Below are 16170 nucleotides of genomic sequence, written 5' to 3' on the forward strand. Positions count from 1 at the left end.
CTCAGCGCGCCTTCTGTACCGCGTGGACGAGCATCCGGAGGACGGTCGCCACGGCCACCATGGCCGCGGCGAACACCGTCTGCGAGCCGCCCACGGGGAAGTCGTAGAAGAACGCGAAGAGATAGCCGCCCACGCCCGCGATGGCGCCGAAGAGCGTGGCGATGAAGAAGGTCCACGGCAGCCTCAGCTCCAACATCAGCGCGGCGATGGCGGACAGCGTGGAGAAGGCGAACACCGGTAGCGCGCCCAGGGCCCGGGCGCACACGCCCACCATGACGCCGATGCTGACCATCAGCACGCCGTCCAGCAGGCGCACCGGGAGCCCCTGCACCAGCGCTCCCGTCCGGTCGAAGCTGGCGAAGGTGATGCCCCGGTACCACCACAGGTGGATGAACATGACGCCCCCACCAGCGATGGCCACCGTGTAGAGCTGCTCGGGCGTCACCAGCACCGCCGTGCCGAAGAGGATGCCCTGGATGTCGTGCGCCTCTTGCGCGATGCGGTCTCCCACGAGCACCGCGGCGCCGCCCGCCAGCGCATACGCCAGGCCCAGCAGGCTCTCCCGCGTGAGGCGCAGCTTCGCCGGCTCCGTCATCAGCAACATGGTGGCCAACAGCGCCAGGGTGGTGGCGCCCAGCACGGGCTCCACATGCGTGCCCAGGTGGATGGCCGCGTAGAAGGCCAGCGCCACGCCCAGGCCCGCGGATTGGGCCACCGCGGCGCTGACGAACACCATGCGCCGCAGCACCACGTACACGCTCAGGAAGCCCAGCACGCCGCCCGCGATGAGCGCGCACAGCAGCGGGTCCCTGAACAAATCGAACGCCAGGTGGAACTGCTCCCACTTGGATGGTTCAGCGAGCGTCGTTTCCACGGTGAGGTCCCAGGGGCGCGCGTTGGCAGTACTCGTCGCCGTACTGGCGGCGGAAGGCGGGGTGACAGAAGACGGTGCGGGCATCGCCCACGACGAAGGCGGACGTCTCGCGGTCCACGAAGACGAGCACGTCCGCGTGCTCGGCGGCGACCTCCAGGTCGTGGCACACCACCACCACGCCCAGGCCCCGCTCACGCGACAGGGTGCACAGTCGCTGCATCGTTTCGTGCTCCGCGACGGCGTCCATGGCGGCGGTGGGCTCGTCCAGGAGCACCAGGTCCGCCTCGGTGGCCACCAGTCGTGCCAGCAGCGTGCGCTGCTTCTGGCCCTCGGACAGCTCTCGGTAGGGCCGCGAGGCGAAGTCCTTCGCGCCGGCCGTCTCCAGCGCGCTCTGCACGGCCTGCCGGTCCGCCTTCCGGGCGAAGGGCCACAGGAAGCTCCAGCCGCGCAGGCGTCCCCACGCCGTCAGCTCGCCCGCGCGCAGTGGCAGCAGCGAGTCGATGGCGGACGTCTGCGGCACATACGCACTGCGCACCTGCGCGGAGGCGCGAGAGATGGTGCCCGACACCGGCGGCTGCATGCCCAGCAGCGTCCGGAACCAGGTGCTCTTGCCGGAGCCGTTGCGGCCCACCACCGCCACGAACTGGCCGCGGCGAATGGTCAGGTCGATGGGCGGCAGGATGGCCTTGCCGTCGTAACCGATGACGAGCTTCTCGCAGGTGAGCAACGCGTCACCCGGCGCGAAGGTGGCGGGCACCGCGTGCGCGCCGTCCGTGGGCTCAACGGTCTTCACGTCGGACCTCCGCCTGTGGCTCCAAGGTGGCCAGTGCTTCCACCATCGCGTTCCGGATGGCGGCGTTCTCAGGTGCGTTCAGGTCCACCACGCCGTCAGGGCCTGGCGTGGTGGCCGCCCAGTCCAGCGAGTCGAACAGCGTGGGCGCCAGCGTCAGGCGCAGGGCGAGCTTCACGCGCGGCTTGTTCTCGCGGTCCGTGGGGATGTCCACCGTGCCGCGCAGCATCATCAGCGGCGTGGCCTCCTCCGCCGACGCCAACGCGAGCCGGAAGCGGCGCTCATCGTTGAAGCGCGGCGTGGCGCGGCTGTCGCGTACCACGCCTTCCAGGTTTACCGACGACACGTCCCACTGGTAGCGGCTGACGTGGGTGCGGCCCAGCTCGCAGGACGGCTCACAGCCGGGCGACAGCGTCTGGTCCGCCAGCAGGTCCAGGTCCGCGTCCACGTGCAGGCTGGCCACCGTGGCCTCCGCGCCGCCACCACCGCCATCCAGCTCCGCCTGGATGTCCTCGTAATCCACCAGCGAGCCATCGTCGTGGTGGCAGTGGCCGTTGTGGCAGTTGGTGTAGCCCGGCGGCGGGTTGGCCGGGTCGAAGGTGATGGGGCCGCGGGTGCCGCCGCCGCCCACCAGGTCGATGTGGTCCACGCCCAGCGCGGCGCCGTCCAGGCGAAGCTCGAAGTCGGAGGCGAGCCGCTGGAAGCCGTTGCCCACGTCGCGCCCGGCCACCGGCGCGTAGTCCGCGCGGACGGCGGGCTCCAGCACCGCGAAGCTCTCACCGGGCTCCAGCGCGCAGCCGGACATGAAGAGCAGGGGAAGGAGGAGACGGGTCCGCATGGCTCAGGTCCCCTTGCCGGCGAGCCCCTTCTCCAGGCGCTCGACCATTTCGTTGATGTGCTGGAGGTACGTCTCCTTCGCCTTGAAGTCCGTGCCGCCGTGCAGGGTGACGAGCGGCGCGGGAATCTTCGAGGCCACCAGCCGCGCGGTGGTGTCCGGGTAGTAGCTCTCCATCAGCACCATTCGCGCCTTTCGCTGACGGCCCTGGGCCAGGACGCTCGCGACGTGCGACGGGTTGGGCGGGATGCCGGGCTTGGGCTCCAGGTAGGCGATGGTGTCGAAGCCCAGCCAGTCCGCCAGGTACGCCATCGTCCGGTGGTAGGCGATGACGGGCTGGCCACGCAGCGCCGCCAGCCGCTTCTCCCAGTCCGCGCGCGACTTCTCCAACTCGGTGGTGAAGGTGGCGAGGTTGTCGCGGTAGGCCTGCGCGTTCTTCGGATCCAACTGCGCCAGCCGGTCGGTGATGGCACGCGCCACGGACAACGCCTGGCGCGGGTCATAGAGGAAGTGCGGGTTGCCGCCCGGGTGGACGTCGCCCTGGCCCCGGTCCACCTGCGCCGTGGGGACCTCCAGCAGCTTCACGAACTGCGAGGCCACCAGGTAGCCCGGGTTGCCTACGAGAATTTTCGGGTTGCGCGCGCCCACCTGGAGCGTGGGCAGCCAGCCGACCTCCAGGTCCAGGCCCACCGCGATGAGCAGGTCCGCGCGGTTGAGCGCCAGGGCGAGGTTCGGCTTGGCATCCACGAAGTGCGGGTCCTGGCTGGACAGCGCCAGGGCCTGCACTTTGACGTGGTCGCCGCCGACGGCCTTCGTCAACGCGGCCAGGTCCGGCAGGGTGGTGACGACGTTGAGGTCCGCGCGAGCGGGGGAAGCGACGAAGAGGGTGAAGGCGGCGCACACGGCCGCGAACAGACGGGAGAGACGCATGGTCATGGCTCCTTCGAAAGGGTTTAGAACGCGTGGGCGCCGTGGGCGCCGGTCACCAACTCGAGCGCGAGCATCAGGGAGTAGCCGGGCTCATCCCGCCACCCGGCATGGTCCCTGGCGCCCTGGACGCGCAGCCGGGAGAACTCGGTGGGCCAGAAGGTGACGTTGGCGGACACGCGGTTGCGTGACTCCGTCCAGTCCGGGTCCAACGGGTCGATGACGCGCGCTCCGTCTTCGCCTCGCGCCGCAGTTCCCAGCTCGTAGCGCAGCGCGGTGGCCCACCGGGGCGAGAAACGCCACGCGGCCTGCGCGTAGGTGTTGAAGTCCGTCAGCACGTCCCCGGGCACCTGGCGGCGGCGGTAAAAGGCCTCCGCCTGGAGCGTGATGAGCGTGGTGTTGTGGGCCTGGGTGATGGGCCGGTAGCGCAGGTACAGGTCCGTGCCGAACACGTCCGTGCGGTTGCGGTAGCCGGTGGGGTTGGGACCGGTGGCGGTGGACAGGCCCCACATGAGGGACAGGTCATCCGACAGCGGGAAGAACTGCTTCACCGCGCCGGTGAGCTGCAAGTCGAACGGAGACTGCACCCGTTCGCTGGTGGAGCCCAGGAAGCTGCGTGCGGTGGCCTCGCCGGTGGCGTCGGTGGTGCTGCCAATCACCTCTACGTACCAGGGCAGGGGCGCCAGCCAGGACACCTCGGCGCCCAGTCCGCGGTTGCTTTCGCCTCCGAAGATGCGGCCCACGGCGAAGGGCTGGTCCACGAAGTCCCACGAATGCGGGTGCGTGGGGTTGATGCGGCCGAAGCGCGTGAGGAACTGACCGGCGCGCACCTGGAGGTTGTAGGGCAGCGCCAGCGTGGTGCCGTAGGCCTCTTCGATTTCCACGCCGAACTGGCTGAAGACGATGTTGGCGTCGAACCGGAAGTAGGGGTCCACCACCGAGCCGATGGACAGCTCCAACTGCTGCAGGTTGAAGCCGTTGCGCGTGGGGTCGTGCGCGCCGCTCTGCAGGGGCTCCTTGTCCGTGAAGGCCGCGGCGGCCACATCCAGGATGAAGCTCAGGTCCAGGAAGTTCGCGCCCGTGTTGGGATTGTTCACCCCGGGGATGGAGAGCGCGGAGCCACCGCCAGGCATGGAGGCCGGCGGCGCCGCGGTGCCGGTGGGCGCGTTCTGCTGCGCGGACGCGGCATCGCTGCCAAGCGCCTTTTCAATCTCCTGCAACTCCTCAGGCGTGAGCGCGGGCGCAGCGTTTTCCCCCGGCTCCTGCATGGGGGCGTCCGCCGGAGGCGCGGAGGCGTCCTGGGCGCGGGCGCCGCTGGCGAACAGCAAGGGCGTGAGTGAAACGACCATGAGAGCGCCGTGAGCACGGCGCGAACGGGTTGCCACCTGGAATGCTCCTCGAACGGGGCGGCCGCGTAGCGGTCACGCCCACCAAAGACCTGAAAGACCTCGGACGACGCACGTCACGCGTGCGCGGGAGGCGAGGCCTTGGGAGCGGTATCGAGGATGGAGAGGGGGGCCTGGACGCGAGGCGGCGCGGTGGCCGGACGGCTCACGGCGAGCAGCGTCAGCACCAGTGTCGTGCGGTAGGGCGTCAGAAGCTCCGGGCGGGAGCCGGACGTCACCAGCGGACATTCCTCATGGGGGAGGGCGGCCGAGTCCATGACGGCTTCGGGCAGGGCGTACAGCTGTGGACTCTGCTCGATGGCGAGCCGGGACAGCCGCGCGCCCGTGCCGAGCGCCGTCTCTTCGAACGTCTGATGCTGCGGACAGAACCGATGCGCGTGCTCGTCCCTCGCGTGCATCAGCGCGCCCAGCGGCTGACACAGCCACAGCGCGACGAGCAGCGTCGCGGTGCAGCGGGCGAAGGTGTGGGCTCGCTGATTCATCGGAAGGGACGGTTGCCCGGGTGCTCTAATGACGCGGCACGGCGGGTGTCAAGGGACGCTATCACGCTCTGTTTCGTCCGGGTGGGGATGTGTCGGCCCCGGCCGAACGTTGGGGAACTTCAGGGATGAACGGACAGCTGGACAGAGGATTCATTCCAGTGGCGACGCTGGACGTACTCGACGCGCGGGGCCGCGCGGTGGTGCAGGTGGACGGTGTCGCGGTGGCCCTCTTCCGCGTGAATGGGGAGCTCCATGCGGTGGCGGACGCATGCCCCCACCGGGCCGGGCCCCTGTCCGAGGGGGACCTGGTGGGATACGTGGTGCACTGTCCGTTGCACACCTGGCCGTTCGACATCCGGACGGGGCAGTGCCCTCGGCATCCAGGGGTGCAGGTCCGCACCTATGCGGTGCGTGTGCAGGGACAGCACATCCTCGTGTCCGCATCAGGTAGGGTCCACGCCCCCTGAGTGCCGGCCCCTTCCAGGAGCGATTCCACTGTGACTTCGTCCCGAGCCCGCCGCAAAGCCCCCGCCGCTGCCGCCCCCGCCGCTGTCCCCGATACCTCGGCCATGGCGCGTGCCGTGGCGGACTTCCTGCGCGCCGCCGGTCTGAACCTCCAGGACGTCCACCTGGCGGACACTCCCACGCGCGTGGCCGAGGCCTGGACGGCCGAGTTCCTCGATGGCTACAGCCGCACCCCGGAGCAGGCGCTGGGGGAGACGTTCCCCGCGCCGCCGGGCTCCTCGGGCGAGCTGGTGGTGGTGACGGACCTGCGCTTCCACTCCATGTGTCCGCACCACCTGCTGCCGCTCACCGGGCGGGCCCACGTGGCCTACGTGCCGGGCAAGCGGGTGGTGGGATTTGGCCGGCTGTCATCGCTGGTGGACTGCTTCGCGCACCGGCTCATCCTCCAGGAAGACATGGCGCGGGAAGTGGCGCGTTCCCTGGCGCAGGTGCTGGGCAGTCCCGCCACCGCATGCATCATCGAAGCGGAGCAGGCGTGCCTGCGCCTGCGCGGGGACAAGCAGCGCGACGCCGTCACTCACGCGGAGGCCTATGAAGGCACCCTGCGGCGCGACGGCCCCCTGCGCCGTGAGCTATGGGCCCGGTTGGGGGCCCGGCGATGAGTGCGCCCCTGCCGCGCGTGGAGCCCGAGCGCGTGGCCCGCGTGCGCGAGGCGCTGGCCGCCGTTCTGGCTCCGGAGCAGCTGCGCGTGGATGACGCCGCGCTGGCCGCCTACGCCCGTGACGAGTCCGATAGTGGTGTCCATGCGCCCGACCTCGTCGTCTTCCCCGCGGACACGCGGCAGGTGTCGCAGGTCTTCAAGGCGTGCGCGGTGCACGGCGTGCCCTTCACCCCCTGTGGCGCGCGCAGCGGCAAGAGCGGCGGCTCGCTGCCCTTGCATGGCGGGGTAGCGGTGAGCCTGGAGCGGATGAACCGCATCCTCTCCATCTCCCCCGAGGACCTCACCGCGGTGGTGCAGCCCGGCGTCATCACCGGCGACCTGATGAAGGCCGTGGAAGCAGTAGGGCTCTTCTATCCACCGGACCCGAACTCCTGGGAGGTGTGCACGCTGGGCGGCAACGTGGCGGAGAACGCCGGCGGGCCTCGGGCACTCAAATACGGTGTCACGCGCGACTACGTCATCGGACTGGAGTGGGTGCTCCCGGACGGCGAGGTGGTGCGGGTGGGCCGGCGCACCATCAAGGGCGTGGCGGGTTATGACCTGGTGGGCCTCTTCGTCGGCTCGGAGGGCACGCTGGGCGTCGCCACCGAAATCACCGTCCAGCTCATCCCGCTGCCGCGCGAGGTGCTGACGGCCCTGGTGGTGTTTCCGTCCGTGTTACACGCCGCGCGCGCGGTGTCCGCCGTGCTGGCCGCGGGCATCCTCCCGCGTTGCCTGGAACTCATCGATGACGTGGCCCTGCGGGCGGTGAACGGCCGCGGCTTCCAGTTCCCTCCGGGCGCGGGCTCCGCTGTCATCGTGGAGGTGGACGGCAACGGCCGCGAGGGCTTGCTCGCTGAGTTGTCGCAGTTGGGTGACATCTGTGCCAGCCAGGGCGCCACGGAGACGCTGGTGGCTCAGGATGCTTCCCAGCGCGAGAAGCTCTGGGCCGCGCGCAGGGCGATTTCCCCGGCCCTCCGGGCCCTCAAGCCTCACAAGATTTCCGAGGACATCGTCGTGCCCCGCTCGAAGATTCCGGAGGTCATCGAGCGCTTGAAGGCGATGGGCGCGGAGCTGGGGCTCACCGTGGCCACGTATGGCCATGCGGGCGACGGGAACCTGCACGCCAACATCCTCTACGAGGGCGCCCACCAACGGCCGCTGGTGGAGGAGGCCCTGCGGCGCATGCTGGTGATGACCGTGGAACTGGGCGGAACCATCACAGGCGAGCACGGTGTGGGGCACGCGAAGCGGGAATATCTTTCGCTGGAGCAGTCCCCCGCGCTCATCGACCTGCAGCGCAGGCTCAAGGCCTTCTTCGATCCATCAGGGTTGCTCAACCCTTCGAAAATCTTCCCCGCGCTCATGCGTTCTTGATTCGTGGCCGACGCGGCTCGTTTTTGTCCCGGCGTCGAGCGGCTTACCGTCCAAAGCGTGGGAAGGGCTGGGAATGTCGCGCGAAATGCCTAATCGGACCTGGAATGAGAAACCCTTTCGCTCGTTGCGCGTCTTAGTTCCAGGTGGACGCGAGGCGGCGGGGGGAGAGCGCGTCCGGCATCGAACGGAGGACGGGAAATCATGGCCAATTCGACGAAGTACGCAGCCGAAGGCCTGTCGCACTACCTTCGGAACCTGGGCGGGCACCAGCAGCTGACGCGTGAGCAGGAGTACGAGCTTGCGCGCCGCGCCCGCAAGGGTGACGAGTCCGCGCGGCAGACGCTTGCCAGCTCCAATCTGGCCTTCGTTGTCGCCGTGGCGAAGAAGTTCGCCAATCGCGGCGCGCGACTGGATGACCTCATCCAGGAGGGCAACGTCGGTCTCATGAAGGCGATCGAGCACTTCGATCCCAAGAAGAACGTGCGCTTCGCCACCTATGCGGTGTGGTGGATTCGCGCCTACATCACCCGGTACCTGAAGGACAACCGCAGCCAGGTGCGCGGCGGTGAGGCCGAGCGCGGCAGCATGGTGGACTTCTCGCTGGACGCCACCATCGACGAGGACGGCGAGACGACCTTCCTCGACCGGCTGGAGGACAACAGCCCTTCGCCTCAGCAGGTGTTCCTGGCGCACGAGCAGGACACGGAGATTCAGGAGGCGCTCGCCAAGGTGCGCAAGCGCATTGGTGACCTGGGCTGGGACATCCTCACGGAGCGGCTGACGCAGGACAAGCCGCTGACGCTGGAGGAGCTGGGCCAGCGGTGGGGCGTGTCGCGCGAGCGCGTGCGTCAGGTGGAGCTGAAGACGAAGAACTTCCTGGAGCGCTACCTGCAGGCGTTCAACGAGAACGAGGAGCACCTGGGCGAGCAGGCCGCCGACGCGGCGTGAGCGGCCATCCAGGGCCCTTCCCACCTGGGAAGGCGCGTCATCGGGGCGGGACGGACCGGGTCATTCCGGGCCGCTCCCGCCTCTTGTCGTTTGGCGGATGTTTGACCGCCGATGGTTTGCTACCGGGCAAAAGTGCGTGCTAAGCCCGGCGCTTATGCGCTTGATTTCATTTGCTTTGAGCCTCCTCCTGAGCCTGCCTGCCTGGGGGGCTGAGGCCTCCCTGTTGTCCGAGCTTGACGCGCTGTACGCGAAGCGCGGCGAGTCCGGTGGGGAGAAGGCCTACGAGGGGGCCTTGAAGACGGCGCTGGACGCCGCGCCGGAGGACTACGAGCTGGTCTGGCGCAAGGCGCGCATCCTTCAGTGGCAGGCGGACGGGGCGGCCAACGAGAAGCTCAAGAAGGTGCTGGGCCGCCAGACGTGGGACTGGGGTGAGAAGGCGGTGAAGCTCAACCCCGCCCGGGTGGAGGGCCACTACTACGCGGCCACCGGCATCGGCGCCTACTCCCAGGCCGTGGGCATCATGAAGGCGCTGGGCGAGGGGCTCGAGGGCAAGTTCAACGAGCGGCTCGACAAGGCTATCCAGATTGACGCGGGCTACGACCGGGGCGCGCCGCTGCTGGCCAAGGGCCGCTACTACTACGAGCTGCCCTGGCCCAAGCGCGACCTGGCGAAGTCCGCCAGCCTCTACGAAAAGTCCATCGCGAAGCACCCGCAGATGCTGCGCGCCTACTACTTCCTGGCGGAGACGCTCCTCAAGGACGGCAAGGCCGCGAAGGCGCGCGAGGCCATTCAAAAGGTGAAGCAAGGCAGCATCGCGTACGACCCCGCGGAAGGGCGGCGCGTGCAGGAGTGGTCCAAGAAAGTCGAAGCCGATATCGAGAAGGAGCTCAGATGAGGGCAGAGAATCAGGTAGCGGCTTCCGCTACCGCGGGGGGGGATGCGACGCTGGTCCAACTGCTCATTCAGCGCGCGAAGAACGCGTCGACGGTGGGCGCAAGCCACAAGAAGGACGGCCGCTGGCAGGACGTCACCTTCGCCCAGTTCCTGGACGAGGTGAAAGCGCTCTCCGCGGGCCTGGTTGCCCAGGGGGTGAAGCCTGGGGACCGGGTGGCGATTTTCGCGAACACCAGTCTGCAGTGGCTCATCTGCGATGTGGCCATCAGCGCCGCGCAGGCCATCACCGTCCCCATCTATGCGTCCAACACGCCGGATGAGTGCCGGTACATCCTCAACCACTCCGAGACGACGCTCGTCTTCGTGGACAACGACGAGAAGGACGCCCGGCAGGCGGGCCGGCTCACGCGCCTGCGCCAGAAGCTGGCGGAGTGTCCGTCGCTCCGCCGCATCGTCGCCTTCGAGGGCCCCGTCGCCGGTGGCACCGAGCTGTCACTCGCCGACGTCGTCGCCCAGGGCCGCACCGAGCACGCCGCCCGTCCGGACGACTTCGAGGCGCGGGTGGCGGGCGTGTCCATGGAGGACACCGCCTCCATCATCTACACGTCCGGTACGACGGGGGACCCCAAGGGCGTCATCCTCACGCACCGCAACTGGGCCTTCGAGGCGAAGGCCGCCCAGTCGGTGGGGATGATGGTGCCCTCTGACTCGGTGATGCTGTTCCTGCCGCTGGCGCACGTCTTCGCGCAGGTGGTGAAGGCTGCCTGGCTGAGCATGGGATACCGGCTCGTCGTCGCGGAGTCGGTGGACAAGCTGCTCGCCAACCTGGTGGAGACGCGTCCCTCGGTGCTGCCGTCGGTGCCGCGCGTCTTCGAGAAGGTCTACAACAACGTGGTGGCCAACGGCTCGGCGGCCCCGGGGCTCAAGGGCCGGCTCTTCCGCTGGGCCTTCAAGCTGTTCGACGAGTACGTCGAGGCACGCAGCCAGGGGCGCGAGTACGCCACCCTGGGCTTCGCGTTGGCGAAGAAGCTGGTGTTCTCCAAGGTGCACGCGGCCATCAGCGAGAAGCTGGGCGGCAACATGCGCGTGTTCATCTCCGGCGGCGCGCCCCTGTCTCCGAAGATTGGCTACTTCTTCGACCTGCTGGGCCTCAAGGTGCTGGAGGGCTACGGCCTGACGGAGACGTGCGCCGGCACCACCGTCAATCGCGAGCACAACATCAAGATTGGCAGCGTGGGCGCGCCCGTGCCGGGCATGGAGGTGATGATTGCCTCCGACGGCGAAATCCTCATCCGCGGCCCGGCCGTCATGAAGGGGTACTACAAGAACCCCGAGGCCACTGCAGAGGCCATCGACGCGGAGAACTGGTTCCACACCGGTGACATCGGCGAGCTGGACGCGGACAACTACCTGCGCATCACCGACCGCAAGAAGGACCTCATCGTCACCGCGGGCGGGAAGAACGTGGCGCCGCAGAACCTGGAGAATGCCCTCAAGACGCACGCCATCATCAGTCAGGCCATGGTGTACGGCGACAAGCGGCCGTACCTGGTGGTGCTCATCACCGTGTCGGAGGAGGGCGCGCGCAAGCTCCTCCTGGACCAGGGCGCCCCCGTGGGCAGCTACGCGGACAATGCCCGTCGTCCGGAGGTCCATGCGGCGGTGAAGGCCGCGGTGGATCAGGTCAACACGCAGCAGCCGCCCTACGCCACGCTCAAGCGCTTCACCGTGCTGGAGAACGACTTCAGCCAGGAGACGGAGGAGCTGACGCCCAAGCTCAGCGTGAAGCGGAAGGTCTGCACCCAGAAGTACAAGGCGCAGCTCGACCGGATGTACGAAGGCACCACTGTGGTCGACTGAGGCCCGCGCCACGCACAGGGCAAAAGCGAACGCCCGGCCCACCCCGTGTTCCAGGGGGCGGCTCGGGCGTTGCGCGTTTCAGGGCACTGCTCACGTCCTGCCGGGAGGCACGGCCACCCGGCGGCGGCTCAGACGTGGCCGCTGGGCGTCTGGCTCTTGGTGACGTCGTTCTGCACGCCGGTGCTGCTGGAGAGCGTCCCGGAGCCCTTCTTGTCCCCAGGGGCCGCCGCGTCCTCGCCCTCACCGCCAAAGCCGCGCTTGAAGTTGCGGATCGCACTTCCCAGCGAAGAGCCCAGCTGTGGCAGGCGCGACGCTCCGAACAGGAGCAGCAGCACCCCCATGATCAGCAGGATTTCCATTCCCTTCAAACCCATCACTCGGCTCCTTCGCGAAGACGCAAAGGAGCATACCGATGGGCGCCGCCGACCGCCAGCAAGACCAGCGGGCGATTCAAGCCTGCATGGTTGCTGGAGAACCGAGCGCCGCGGCGGGGGCCTGGGTCAGGGTGAGGAAGAGGGTGCTGCCACCCCGGTCCGACTCGACGCCCACGCTGCCCCCGTGGGCCTCCACCTCCTGCCGGGCCAGGTAGACGCGCAACGGGTCCTCTAGCCGCTTCTCCCGGAAGGCGCGCTCCTCCCGCTGGAAGACGGCGGCGGCGTCCTCATCCGACAGGGGCGCCCCGTCCCGGCGGACCTCCACGCGCACCTGGGGTGCGAAGTCGCGGATGCCCAATCGGATGACCTCGCCCGGTTGGGCGCGGGCCAACTGGTACTGAATGAAGGACTCCACGGCGTGTTGGATGCGGGCCCCGTCCACGATGACGTCGGGCACCGCCTGCGCCGGATTCAGGCCCAACACGAGCGCCACCTGGGCCGCCGAGGCCGCGGCGCGCTGCCGCTCCACCGCCGCGTCCAGAAGAGGCAGCAGGGATTGGCGCTCCTGCTCACAGGGCAGGGAGCCCAGGTCCGCCCGGCTGGCGTCGAAGAAGTCCTGGGAGAAGGCGAGCGAGCGGTCCGCGTTGCGGAGGATGGTCTCCAGGCCGCGCTGCACCTTGGCCTCCAGGGGCACGCGGCCGTTGAGCAGCAGGGCCGCGTACGAGCGCACGTTGGCCAGTGAGCCGCGCAGGTCATGCGACGCCATGGACAGGTAGCGCACACGCCGCCGCACCCCGGCCTCGTCCCACGCCAGGGGCGACGTCCACAGCAGCAGCGCGCCGTCCTCCAGCGCCTCCTCGCCCGCCATCAGCACCTGGCCGTCCCGCTCCCAGTGGCTGCCGCTCCCAGGGCGCCGCTGAAAGCCCGCAACCGCCATGAGCTCCGGCAGGGAGCCCACGCGGCTGGGGAGCGCCTCCAGGCCGAGCTGCGCCAGCAGCGAGCGTCCGAGCAGGCGCGGGCTGCCTCCGCGAGGCACGAGCAGAAGCCCGGGTGCCGCCATGTCGCCTGCTTTCAGCTCCCCCTCGCTCGCCACGTTCCACACCCCCAGTCCATCAGGTCACGGAAAGGGTGGGCAGTGACTGTCGGTTTTGCAACGTGGGCCCATGTCTGGCGGCGTGGGCGCATTTTCTTGCGCGGCCGTGTGGGAGGATGGTTGAAGAATCCCAGCGTCGCACCTCGGGAGACTGCTCTGACCTTGCACAATGCACAGCATGCGAGGGCCCCGGTGGTCCTGGTCGTCGATGACGACCCGGACATCCTGGAGGCCCTTTCAGAGATTCTGGAAGCCGAAGGCTTCGAAATCCGCCGGGCGCGGAACGGGAAGGAGGCGTTGGATCGGCTCGAGCCCGAACCGCCCAACCTCATCCTGTTGGACCTGATGATGCCGGTGATGGACGGCTGGGAGTTCGCCCAGCGGATGCGGCAGAAGCCGCCCGAGGTGGCGCGCATCCCCCTCATCGTCCTGAGTGCGGACCGCAATGTGGGCAGCAAGGCCGCCGACATTGGCGCGGTGGGGCATCTGGCCAAGCCGTTCGAACTCAACGATTTGTTGGACATGGTTCGCCGCTCGCTGAACCCCGCTGCCGCGTCCACCATCGCGTGACAGATGCCGCATCCGTGTCTTGACCTGCCAGGGGGGCGCCATTACGGTCCCCCTGTCTTTGATTTTCAAATCAACGATCAGGCCAAGGAGTGTGTCGTGAGCGCGAAGGACATCATCGAGAACCAGATTCCGGAGACCCTCAAGGCGAAGCCGGAGCTGGCGAAGGAAATCAACGCCGTCATCGTCTTTGACGTGTCGGGCGAGGGTGGCGGGAAGTGGACGCTGGACGCCACCAAGTCCGAGGGCTGGGTGACGGAAGGCGCGGTCGACAACGCGAAGATGACCATCTCCGTGAGCAACGACGACTTCGTGAAGATTCGCGAGAAGAAGCTCAACGCGCAGATGGCGGCCATGCAGGGCAAGCTGAAGTTCAAGCCCATGGACATGGGCCTCGCGATGAAGCTCGCGAAGCTGCTCTAATTTCCGGCGGACCGGAGCGTTGCGGGCGGACTCCGCCCGCTGGCTTCTGCCGCACGCGGCGCGTCTCCTTCACAGGGGCGCGCCGCAGTCGTTTCCACACCCCCCCGACGCTCGCTTCGAGGAATGCCCATGTCGTCGCTCCCGCTTACTGGCCTGCGCGTGCTGGACTTGTCGCGCCTGCTGCCCGGCCCCTACGCCACCCTGGTGCTGGCAGACCTGGGCGCCACCGTGGACAAGGTGGAGGAGCCGGAGGGCGGGGACTACATCCGCCAGATGCCGCCCCTGCGGGATGACGTCAGCGGCCTGTTCTACGGCCTCAATCGGAACAAGCGCTCCCTGACGCTGAACCTGAAGCAGCCCGAGGGCCGCGAGGCGCTGAAGCGGCTGGTGCGCCACTACGACGTGCTTGTGGAGAGCTTCCGGCCCGGCGTCATGGACAAGCTGGGCGTGGGCGAGTCCGTGCTGCGCGCGGAGAACCCCCGGCTCATCTACTGCGCCATCTCCGGCTACGGGCAGACGGGGCCGGACCGGCTGAAGGCGGGGCATGACTTGAACTACGCGGCCCGCGCCGGCCTGCTGGGCTACGGCGGCGAGGCCGGCGGCGCGCCCGCGTTTCCCGGCGTGCAGATGGGGGACATTGGCGGCGGCAGCCTCTTCGCGCTGGTGGGCATCCTGGCGGCGCTGCACGAGCGTGAGCGCACGGGGCAGGGGCGCTTCGTGGACGTGTCCATGACGGACGGCGCGCTGGCCTTCCTGCACATGCACCTGGCGTCGCGCCTCTTCATGGGGACGGAAGGCGCCGCCCTTCAGCGGGGCAAGGATGCGCTCAACGGGGGCTACGCGTGCTACGGCCTGTACCGCACGGCGGATGACCGGTGGCTCGCGGTGGGCGCGCTGGAGCCCAAGTTCTTCGCGGGCGTGTGTGAGCGGCTGGGGCGTCCGGAGCTGCTGGAGGACGCCTACGCCCCGGGTGAGCCCGGCGCGCGCGTGAAGGCGGAGCTGACGCGCCTGTTCGCCGAGCACCCACTGGCGTACTGGCAGGAGCGCTTCGCGGGCTCCGACCTCTGCATCGAGCCCGTGGCGGAAGGGGACGACGTGCTGAAGGACCCGCAGCTCCAGGCCCGGGGCCTCTTCGTGGAGACGGAGGACGCGGTGCTGGGCCGCAAGGTGACGCACCTGCTGACGCCGCTGCGCATGGGCGAGACGCCGCTGCGCGCGCCGCCCGCGCTGGGGCAGCACTCGCGGGAGATTCTGGAAGCGGCGGGCTTTACCGCGCAGGAGCTTGCGCGGCTGGGGCACTGACGGCGGGCGTCCGCCACAGGGCCTCGCCGCGCGCGGCGTGGCAGGTGTCGCCCAACAAATCCAACGCGAGCTGCGGCTGCCGTTCGGCCAGCGCTGGCCACCCGTCGAAGGCGCCACCGGCTTCCAGCCGGCGCACGGTGTGCTCCAGGGCCGTGCGCGCCCGCTCCACCGTCTGCTGCTGGGCTTTCGTGGGCCGCCACCGGGTGTCGTCGCGGTAGCGGCCGAGCGTCTCCAGCAGGTGGCCCTGGAACTTCAGCATCTGCACCAGCAGGGGCAGCCGGTGCGCGAACGGCGCGTCGGCCAGCGCCGCCTCGTACTGCCGGCCTTCCGAGTCCAGCCGGTACAGCAGCACGTCCACCTGCGCGTCCAGCCGCTTGCGCCACGCCTTGCGCACGGAGGCATGCCGGGCCCAGCCCGCCACGGCCTGGAAGTAGTGAAGCCCGCCGCACGGGTGGGCGTAGATGCCTTGCTTTCGCTTGGGGACCTGCGTCCGCCCCGCGCGCATCGCCGCGGCCAGCTCGGCCTGGGCGGCTTCGAGCGTGGCGAGCGCGTCCCGCATCACCGTGTCGATGTGGACCGTCGTGCCTTCGCTGGTGCGGAACGTGGCGCCGGGCTCCATCGCCAGGGACAGGGCGTCCAGTGCCCAGGCGCCCTCGGGATGGGCGACGAGTGAGGGGCGGAAGTCGAGCTGCAACTGCTCCACCAGCGCCTGCACCATGACGGGGCCCCAGGACGCGTCGAAGCGGTGGCGCACCGGGTAGCCCGCGTGCAGCAGGCTCTTGAGCTGAAGGGCGGGGTGGGGCTCCACCGGCGTGCCGTTGGCGGTTCGGCTGTCGAAGAAGAGCCGCTGGGC

Annotated in this window: 18 protein-coding genes; 9 read left to right on the top strand and 9 right to left on the bottom strand. The window is 69.1% G+C overall.

All coding sequences use genetic code 11. The annotated features are described in order from the left end of the window. Position 1: 1 nt before the first annotated feature. From FL344_RS27730 to FL344_RS27755, 6 genes are all read right to left on the bottom strand, one after another. Complete coding sequence (locus FL344_RS27730) at positions 2–874, bottom strand: metal ABC transporter permease (RefSeq protein WP_141593203.1); 873 nt, start codon at positions 872–874, stop codon at positions 2–4. Then, positions 855–1667 (bottom strand): metal ABC transporter ATP-binding protein, encoded by an 813-nt coding sequence (locus tag FL344_RS27735; protein ID WP_141593204.1) that lies wholly within the window; start codon positions 1665–1667, stop codon positions 855–857. Before FL344_RS27735 ends, FL344_RS27730 begins: the two co-directional genes overlap by 20 nt. Further along, a complete protein-coding gene (locus tag FL344_RS27740) occupies positions 1654–2502 on the bottom strand; it encodes a hypothetical protein (RefSeq protein ID WP_141620653.1) in 849 nt (282 codons plus the stop codon). Before FL344_RS27740 ends, FL344_RS27735 begins: the two co-directional genes overlap by 14 nt. 3 nt (positions 2503–2505) lie before the next feature. Beyond that, a complete protein-coding gene (locus FL344_RS27745; RefSeq protein WP_141593206.1) occupies positions 2506–3435 on the bottom strand; it encodes a metal ABC transporter substrate-binding protein in 930 nt (309 codons plus the stop codon). Positions 3436–3452: 17 nt separating this feature from the next. Continuing rightward, positions 3453–4811: a zinc-regulated TonB-dependent outer membrane receptor gene (locus FL344_RS27750; RefSeq protein WP_141620654.1), complete on the bottom strand. Its 1359-nt coding sequence runs from the start codon at positions 4809–4811 to the stop codon at positions 3453–3455. A 77-nt stretch (positions 4812–4888) separates the two neighbouring features. Next, positions 4889–5314, bottom strand: a complete 426-nt coding sequence (locus FL344_RS27755) for a hypothetical protein (protein WP_141620655.1) — start codon at positions 5312–5314, stop codon at positions 4889–4891. Positions 5315–5439: 125 nt separating this feature from the next. On the opposite strand from FL344_RS27755, the gene FL344_RS27760 reads away from it, so the two are divergent. From FL344_RS27760 to FL344_RS27785, 6 genes are all read left to right on the top strand, one after another. Further along, positions 5440–5781 (top strand): Rieske 2Fe-2S domain-containing protein, encoded by a 342-nt coding sequence (locus FL344_RS27760; RefSeq protein ID WP_141620656.1) that lies wholly within the window; start codon positions 5440–5442, stop codon positions 5779–5781. A 102-nt stretch (positions 5782–5883) separates the two neighbouring features. Beyond that, the gene (gene folE / locus FL344_RS27765) at positions 5884–6441 is read left to right on the top strand and encodes a GTP cyclohydrolase I (protein ID WP_171442996.1); all 558 of its coding nucleotides are present in this window, start codon (positions 5884–5886) and stop codon (positions 6439–6441) included. After that, positions 6438–7856 (top strand): FAD-binding oxidoreductase, encoded by a 1419-nt coding sequence (locus tag FL344_RS27770; protein ID WP_141620657.1) that lies wholly within the window; start codon positions 6438–6440, stop codon positions 7854–7856. Before folE ends, FL344_RS27770 begins: the two co-directional genes overlap by 4 nt. Positions 7857–8057: 201 nt before the next feature. Continuing rightward, positions 8058–8804 carry an RNA polymerase sigma factor RpoD/SigA gene (locus FL344_RS27775; RefSeq protein WP_090492810.1) on the top strand — a complete coding sequence of 249 codons (747 nt, stop codon included), beginning with the start codon at positions 8058–8060 and terminating at the stop codon, positions 8802–8804. A gap of 97 nt (positions 8805–8901) precedes the next feature. Then, positions 8902–9699, top strand: coding sequence for a hypothetical protein (locus FL344_RS27780; RefSeq protein WP_141620658.1), 798 nt, complete (start codon positions 8902–8904; stop codon positions 9697–9699). After that, positions 9696–11558 carry a long-chain fatty acid--CoA ligase gene (locus FL344_RS27785; RefSeq protein ID WP_141593213.1) on the top strand — a complete coding sequence of 621 codons (1863 nt, stop codon included), beginning with the start codon at positions 9696–9698 and terminating at the stop codon, positions 11556–11558. Before FL344_RS27780 ends, FL344_RS27785 begins: the two co-directional genes overlap by 4 nt. A gap of 128 nt (positions 11559–11686) precedes the next feature. On the opposite strand, the gene tatA is transcribed toward FL344_RS27785, so the two are convergent. Both tatA and FL344_RS27795 read right to left on the bottom strand, forming a co-directional pair. Then, entirely contained in the window at positions 11687–11932 is a 246-nt protein-coding gene (gene tatA, locus FL344_RS27790) for a twin-arginine translocase TatA/TatE family subunit (protein ID WP_026114203.1), read from the bottom strand. A gap of 76 nt (positions 11933–12008) precedes the next feature. After that, complete coding sequence (locus FL344_RS27795) at positions 12009–13034, bottom strand: sensor histidine kinase KdpD (protein WP_141620659.1); 1026 nt, start codon at positions 13032–13034, stop codon at positions 12009–12011. A gap of 153 nt (positions 13035–13187) precedes the next feature. Between FL344_RS27795 and FL344_RS27800 the strand changes: the two genes are divergently transcribed. From FL344_RS27800 to FL344_RS27810, 3 genes are all read left to right on the top strand, one after another. Then, positions 13188–13595: a response regulator gene (locus tag FL344_RS27800; RefSeq protein ID WP_216609004.1), complete on the top strand. Its 408-nt coding sequence runs from the start codon at positions 13188–13190 to the stop codon at positions 13593–13595. A 96-nt stretch (positions 13596–13691) separates the two neighbouring features. After that, a complete protein-coding gene (locus FL344_RS27805; protein WP_011553019.1) occupies positions 13692–14015 on the top strand; it encodes an SCP2 sterol-binding domain-containing protein in 324 nt (107 codons plus the stop codon). 129 nt (positions 14016–14144) lie between these two features. After that, the gene (locus tag FL344_RS27810; RefSeq protein WP_090492823.1) at positions 14145–15317 is read left to right on the top strand and encodes a CaiB/BaiF CoA-transferase family protein; all 1173 of its coding nucleotides are present in this window, start codon (positions 14145–14147) and stop codon (positions 15315–15317) included. On the opposite strand, the gene FL344_RS27815 is transcribed toward FL344_RS27810, so the two are convergent. Further along, a partial coding sequence (locus tag FL344_RS27815; protein ID WP_141620660.1) for a hypothetical protein occupies positions 15283–16170 on the bottom strand: 888 nt, incomplete at its 5' end. The genes FL344_RS27810 and FL344_RS27815 overlap by 35 nt on opposite strands.

The organism is Myxococcus sp. AB036A, from assembly GCF_006547355.1.
Taxonomy (GTDB): Bacteria; Myxococcota; Myxococcia; order Myxococcales; family Myxococcaceae; genus Myxococcus; species Myxococcus virescens.